This window comes from Micromonospora sp. NPDC002411, assembly GCF_053592955.1.
Genome location: NZ_JBSFBM010000433.1, coordinates 1 through 4,867, shown reverse-complemented (window position 1 = coordinate 4,867; position 4,867 = coordinate 1). Strand labels below are relative to the sequence as shown.

The window sequence follows — 4,867 nt, the reverse complement described above, 5'->3', positions numbered from 1 at the left end:
AGTCATGGCCGGAACGGTACGAAGCGGCCCCGAACTGGTGATCAATCAGGCGTTGCCGTCGACGGAACGCTCGGTGTACCGCTCCCGACCGGCGCCGGTCAGCCTGAGGTCAGTGCGTCAGGCCGGTGCAGGCGGTCCCGTCGATGGTGCACGCCTCGGGGGCCGCACCCGCCGGTGAGCCGTTGACCCGGAACGTCACCCGGACCGACGCGCTGCCCGGCACCTGACCGGCGCTTCCGTCCGGCACGAACGTCCACACCGCACCGTCGCGGCTGGCCCGTGCGCCCTCGACGCCGCTGACCCGCAGCGACTCCCGGGGCAGGGTGACGGTCAGCGTCCACTGCGGCACCGACACCGGCCCGGGGTTGGTGATCGTCACGGCCGCTCCGTAACTGAGCAACGCGTTGTCAGCGATGGAGAAGTCGGCGTTCAGGGCGGCCGGCGTGGGCGAGGCGGTCGCACCGCTGGGGGTGGGCCGGGTCGACGCCCCGACCGTCGGCGCTGAAGCGGTGGCCGACGCGACCGGTGGGGGAGCGGACGCCGTCGGACTGCTCGCCGCCGGCCGTGCCTGCGCCCGGGGGGTCTCCGGCGCCTGCGTGCCCACCTGGTCGGCAGACGGCGGCGCGTCGAGGGTCACCGGCGTCAGCTTCTCCGGCGTACGCAGCAGTCCGATGACGGCGACGGCCGTCACGACCAGCACCCCGAGCGCCGCGATCGCGGCCACCCAGGTGGCCCGCGAGACGTCGTCCCGACCGGTGAGCACCCGCCGTGTGGCCGTGGCGAGAGCCACGATCCGGTCCAGCAGGATGATCGCCACGGTACGGCGTGGTTGGGGTGGTGTTGCCGGCACTGCCTGTCTCCCCTTCGGTTCGTCGCCGGATGCGTCAGCGATCCGTGCGGATCGCTGATGTCATCGGCCCTGTCACAGACCGCGAAGCCCGACGAGGATCGCCTCGAGCAGATCCGCGGTCGGCAGCTCCGACAGCATCGGCGGGTCGTGCGTCTCGATCAGCCCGGCCGTGAGCAGGTCGCCGAGCAGCACCCGAACGGTCCCCAACGGAAGGTCCAGCTCGGCGCCGACCTCGGCCACCGACACTGGATGGTGGCACAGCTCGACGAGCCGCGCTTGTTCAGGGAAGAGCGGCGTGGGCGGCGTGACCCCTCGACGGGCGACGACCAGTGCGATCAGGTCGAACTGGCTGCCCGTGGGCGCGGTACGCCCGCCGGTCATCGTGTAGGGCCGGGCTACCGGTCCCGCCTCGTCGTCGTACCACGCCTCGTCAGCGGTGCCGGTGCTGCGCACCTGTGTCCCCGATCGTCGCCGAGGAGGCCGGTCCCAGACGGATGGGCAGGTGCCGCTCGGCCTGCCCCACGAACATCGCCACCTCGTAGGCCATGTCGCCGACCTCGACGTCGTCGCCGGCGATCCGCACGGTGAGGATGGTCCCGTTCGGGATGGTGGCGATGAAGAGGAACGCCCGCGACATCTGCACCACCACCTGACGGAGCGCACCCCCCTCGCAGACGCGGGTGGCGGCCAGCCCCAACCCGATCAGGCCGGCGACCACACCGGAGATCTGCTCGACCAGCTCCGCCCCCACCTGCCGCGAGCCGCCGAGGGGCAGCCCGTCGGGGGAGAGCACCACGGCGAACTCCGCGCCGTGCACTCGGTCGACCAGGCGGTCCAGGGCACTGGTCAGGCCGTCGTTGGTGACCACTGCGGACGTCATGGATGTCTCCTTGCTGTTCTGGCGATCGGGATCTCGACCGTGTCGAGGCTGGTCCTGTCGTTTCCGAAGCCGGGCGGCCCGCCGTGGCGAACCCGCGTCGGCAGCGCGCCGTCGCCGTTCGGGGCGGGCGGGTCGACGGCGTCGCGGGTGGGCGGATAGGCGGTGTCGGGTGCTGCGGTGGCCGCGCCGGGGGCGTCGCCGCGGGGCGTGACCAGCGCGGCCGGGAGGAGCACGATCGCCGCCGTCCCACCTCGTTGGCTGGGACGCAGGGAGACGCGGGCACCGCACCTGTCGGCCAGCACGGCGGCGGCGTACAGACCTGCGAAACCCGGTGGAGGGCCGTCCGGCGGCGGACTGTCGAACAGGTGGTTCGCCTCGGCCAGCGTGGACGCGTCCAGGCCGGACCCGTCGTCCACGACCAGGACCGCGCAGCCCTGCGGTCGGTGCTCTCCGGAGACGCGGACCGTGGTGTCCGACGCCGAGTGGGCGAGGGCATTCTCGATCAGCTCCGACAGCAGGTGGACGACGTCCGTGACGGCGGGTCCCGCCAACGACCACGGCCAGTGCGGCGCGATCAGGACCCGGTGGTAGTCCGGCACCTCGGCGACCGCGCCGCGCGCCACGTCGAGCAGTGGCACCGGCCGCCGCCAGCGGCGGGCGGGCGTCGCGCCGGCGAGGGCGATCAGCTTCTCCACGTTACGTCGAACCCGGGTGGTGAGGTGGTCGAGTTGGAACAGCTCGCCGGTCTCCTCGGCCGACCGCTCCCGGCGTTGCATCCCGTCGAGCAGGTTGAGCTGGTCGCGCAGCAGTGCCTGGTTGCGTCGGGTCAGTCGCAGGAACAGGTCGTGGTCGCCGCCGACCGGTGTCGTGCCGCCGGCGCCGGACGGTGCGGGGACCGGGGCCGGGGTGTCGTTGTCCGTCCTGGTCGGCGCGTCGGTCAGGCGGCGGACGGTGTTCACCCAGCCCAGCAGGAGCACGAGCACGACGATGAGGCCGAGCCCCACCACCGCGCCGGTGCGCGCGATCACCACGGCCGCGCCCGGCGCCGCCCGCTCGGCACTGCTGCGGGCGGTGGTCGTCACCAGTGTCTGCAACGCGCCGAGCGAGGCGTCCACGGCGGCCCGCCAGGCCTGCACGGTGACCCCGGTCGGGGCGGTGCCGGCGTCGCCGGAGAGCAGCAGGTCCTCCAGGGCGAGCAGGTTCGCGAAGTCGGGCCCGCCCACCAGGCGCTGGTATTCGCCCTGGTCGTCGGCGGGCAACCCGGCCGCCGCCTCGCCGCGCGCGTACCGCTGGCTGCTGACGAGCTCGGTCAGCCGACGCCGCTCGTCGGCACCGAGCCGACCGGTGCTCAGGGCCGTGCTGACCAGGGTGTCCTCCCGGGCGAGCAGCTCCCGGGCGCGGGCCAGCGCGATCACCGCGCGGGTGTCGGCTGCCAGCGTGCTCTCGTACGCGCCCCACTCCGGGCCGTACACCCGAAAGGCGACGTCGATGACCTGGTCGTACCCGTCGACCGCCTTGGCCACGTCGAGACCCCCGGCGTCCACCCTGGCGCGGATCGTGCTCAGACCGTCGAGTCGCCGGACCAGCTCACCGGCCCGGTCCCGGACGTCACCGGCGCTGAGCAGTCGAAGGTCGCGGCCGTCGGCGAACTCGCGGATCTCGGCGGTGGCCCGGTCGGTTCCCTGGCGCGCCTCGACCAGCGGTGCCGCCACCGGCGCGGCTCTCGTGACCGTCTCGGCGGTCAGTCGACGTTCGGTCTGCAAGCCCAGGATCAGGCGGTCGACGGGTTGGCCCAGGGTGTCCGCCAGGGCACGCACCCGCAGCAGATCCATCGCGTCCTGGCTGGCCACGTAGGCCGCGTACGACCAGAGTGAGACCAGCACGGCGGCCAGCACGACCAGCCTGAGCCGGATCAGCCGCACCTCGTTACGCGTCACGTGCCGCCCCGCTCACCGGACGGCTCGCTGGGGCCACGGCTGGCCGGCCGTGTCGCTGGCCCGGTCGGCGACCAGGGTGCGCAGCAGGGCCAGCAACTCGGTGCGGTTGGCACAGTTCAGCCGGTTGCGCATCCGCGCCACGTGGTGTTCGACGGTCTTCGCCGAGATGAAGAGCCGGTCGCCGATCTCCCGGTAGGTCAATCCGGCCAGCACGAGTTCGGCGACCTCGTACTCGCGGTCGCTGAGGCCCTGCTGGGTGGGGCCGGCGACCCGCGTCGTGCTGGCGCCGGTCGCCGGTGCCGGCCCGCCGGACGGCCGTCCCTGGAGTGCGCGGGCGCATTCGAGCAGGGTGGTCATCGCCCGTCGGTCCGCGGTGCGGATGGCGGCCTGACCGGCGAGGCGTGCGCCGTCCCAGCACAGCCCGGTGTCGTGCAGCCCTCGGGCGGCGGCCTCCACCCGGATCGGGTCGACGTCGCCGCGCAGCACCTCCACCCAGCTCTGTGCCGCGGCGGCGACCACTGCGGCGTACCGGCTGTGGTCGGCGGCGGCGAGCAGCGCGGCGACGTGTTCGTCGGCGGTCGCCGGCTCGGCGGTCAGGATCGCGGCGTGCAGGCCACTCCAGCGCAGCGGGACACTCCACAGTGGGGGGTCGCCGAGTCGGCTCAGCAACGCACGCCCCTGGATCAGGTACGGCTCCAGGCGGGCCAGGTCACCGAGCCGTGCGCCCGCGATGGCCAGCTCACCCAGCGGCAACAGGGTGAACAGGTCGACGGGGTGCCGGACCACCGCCTCCAGCGCCTGCCCCCAGCCCCGCTTGAGCGCGCCGAGGTCGCTGTTGCGTCGGCTGACGCCCATCCGGATCGCGGCGGCGAAGAGCAGGTCGCGGGACTCCAGTTGACGCCCGTCGAGCGTGACAGTGGCGAGGCGTTCGGTCGCGGCGTGCGTGTCGCCCCGGACCATCAGGATCCAGGCCTGCAACAGCCGGTGGCGGCGTGCCATCAGCGGGCCACCGACACCGGCGGCCAGGGCACGATGCAACACCCGCTCGGCGATCTCCAGCTCACCACAGTGCACGGCGGTCAACGCGGCGAGCGCGGCCGGGCTGTCCGGCAGGAGCGCCGCCCGCCCGTCCGGTTCCAGCAACGCGGCGGCCTGGACGAGGGCGGAGAGCGCGGCGGTCGGCGGGCCGGACACGCTGTC

5 protein-coding genes are annotated in these 4,867 nt (G+C 73.7%); all 5 read right to left on the bottom strand.

The features are described 5' to 3' along the window. Positions 1–109: 109 nt before the first annotated feature. Positions 110–850 carry a cellulose binding domain-containing protein gene (locus ACWCO3_RS31535; RefSeq protein WP_358077031.1) on the bottom strand — a complete coding sequence of 247 codons (741 nt, stop codon included), beginning with the start codon at positions 848–850 and terminating at the stop codon, positions 110–112. 72 nt (positions 851–922) lie between these two features. Next, positions 923–1,303: a DUF742 domain-containing protein gene (locus tag ACWCO3_RS31530; RefSeq protein ID WP_280116482.1), complete on the bottom strand. Its 381-nt coding sequence runs from the start codon at positions 1,301–1,303 to the stop codon at positions 923–925. Then, positions 1,281–1,730, bottom strand: coding sequence for a roadblock/LC7 domain-containing protein (locus ACWCO3_RS31525; protein WP_244311664.1), 450 nt, complete (start codon positions 1,728–1,730; stop codon positions 1,281–1,283). The genes ACWCO3_RS31530 and ACWCO3_RS31525 overlap by 23 nt, the downstream gene beginning before the upstream one ends. Continuing rightward, positions 1,727–3,667 (bottom strand): sensor histidine kinase, encoded by a 1,941-nt coding sequence (locus ACWCO3_RS31520; RefSeq protein WP_145780437.1) that lies wholly within the window; start codon positions 3,665–3,667, stop codon positions 1,727–1,729. Before ACWCO3_RS31520 ends, ACWCO3_RS31525 begins: the two co-directional genes overlap by 4 nt. A gap of 12 nt (positions 3,668–3,679) precedes the next feature. After that, the coding region (locus tag ACWCO3_RS31515) for a helix-turn-helix transcriptional regulator (RefSeq protein WP_450013527.1) at positions 3,680–4,867 on the bottom strand (1,188 nt) is incomplete at its 5' end.

What these genes read in the sequence shown, in the direction of transcription:
- ACWCO3_RS31525 (WP_244311664.1), bottom strand. Translation starts at nt 1,730, where the DNA reads ATGACGTCCGCAGTGGTCACCAACGACGGCCTGACCAGTGCCCTGGAC.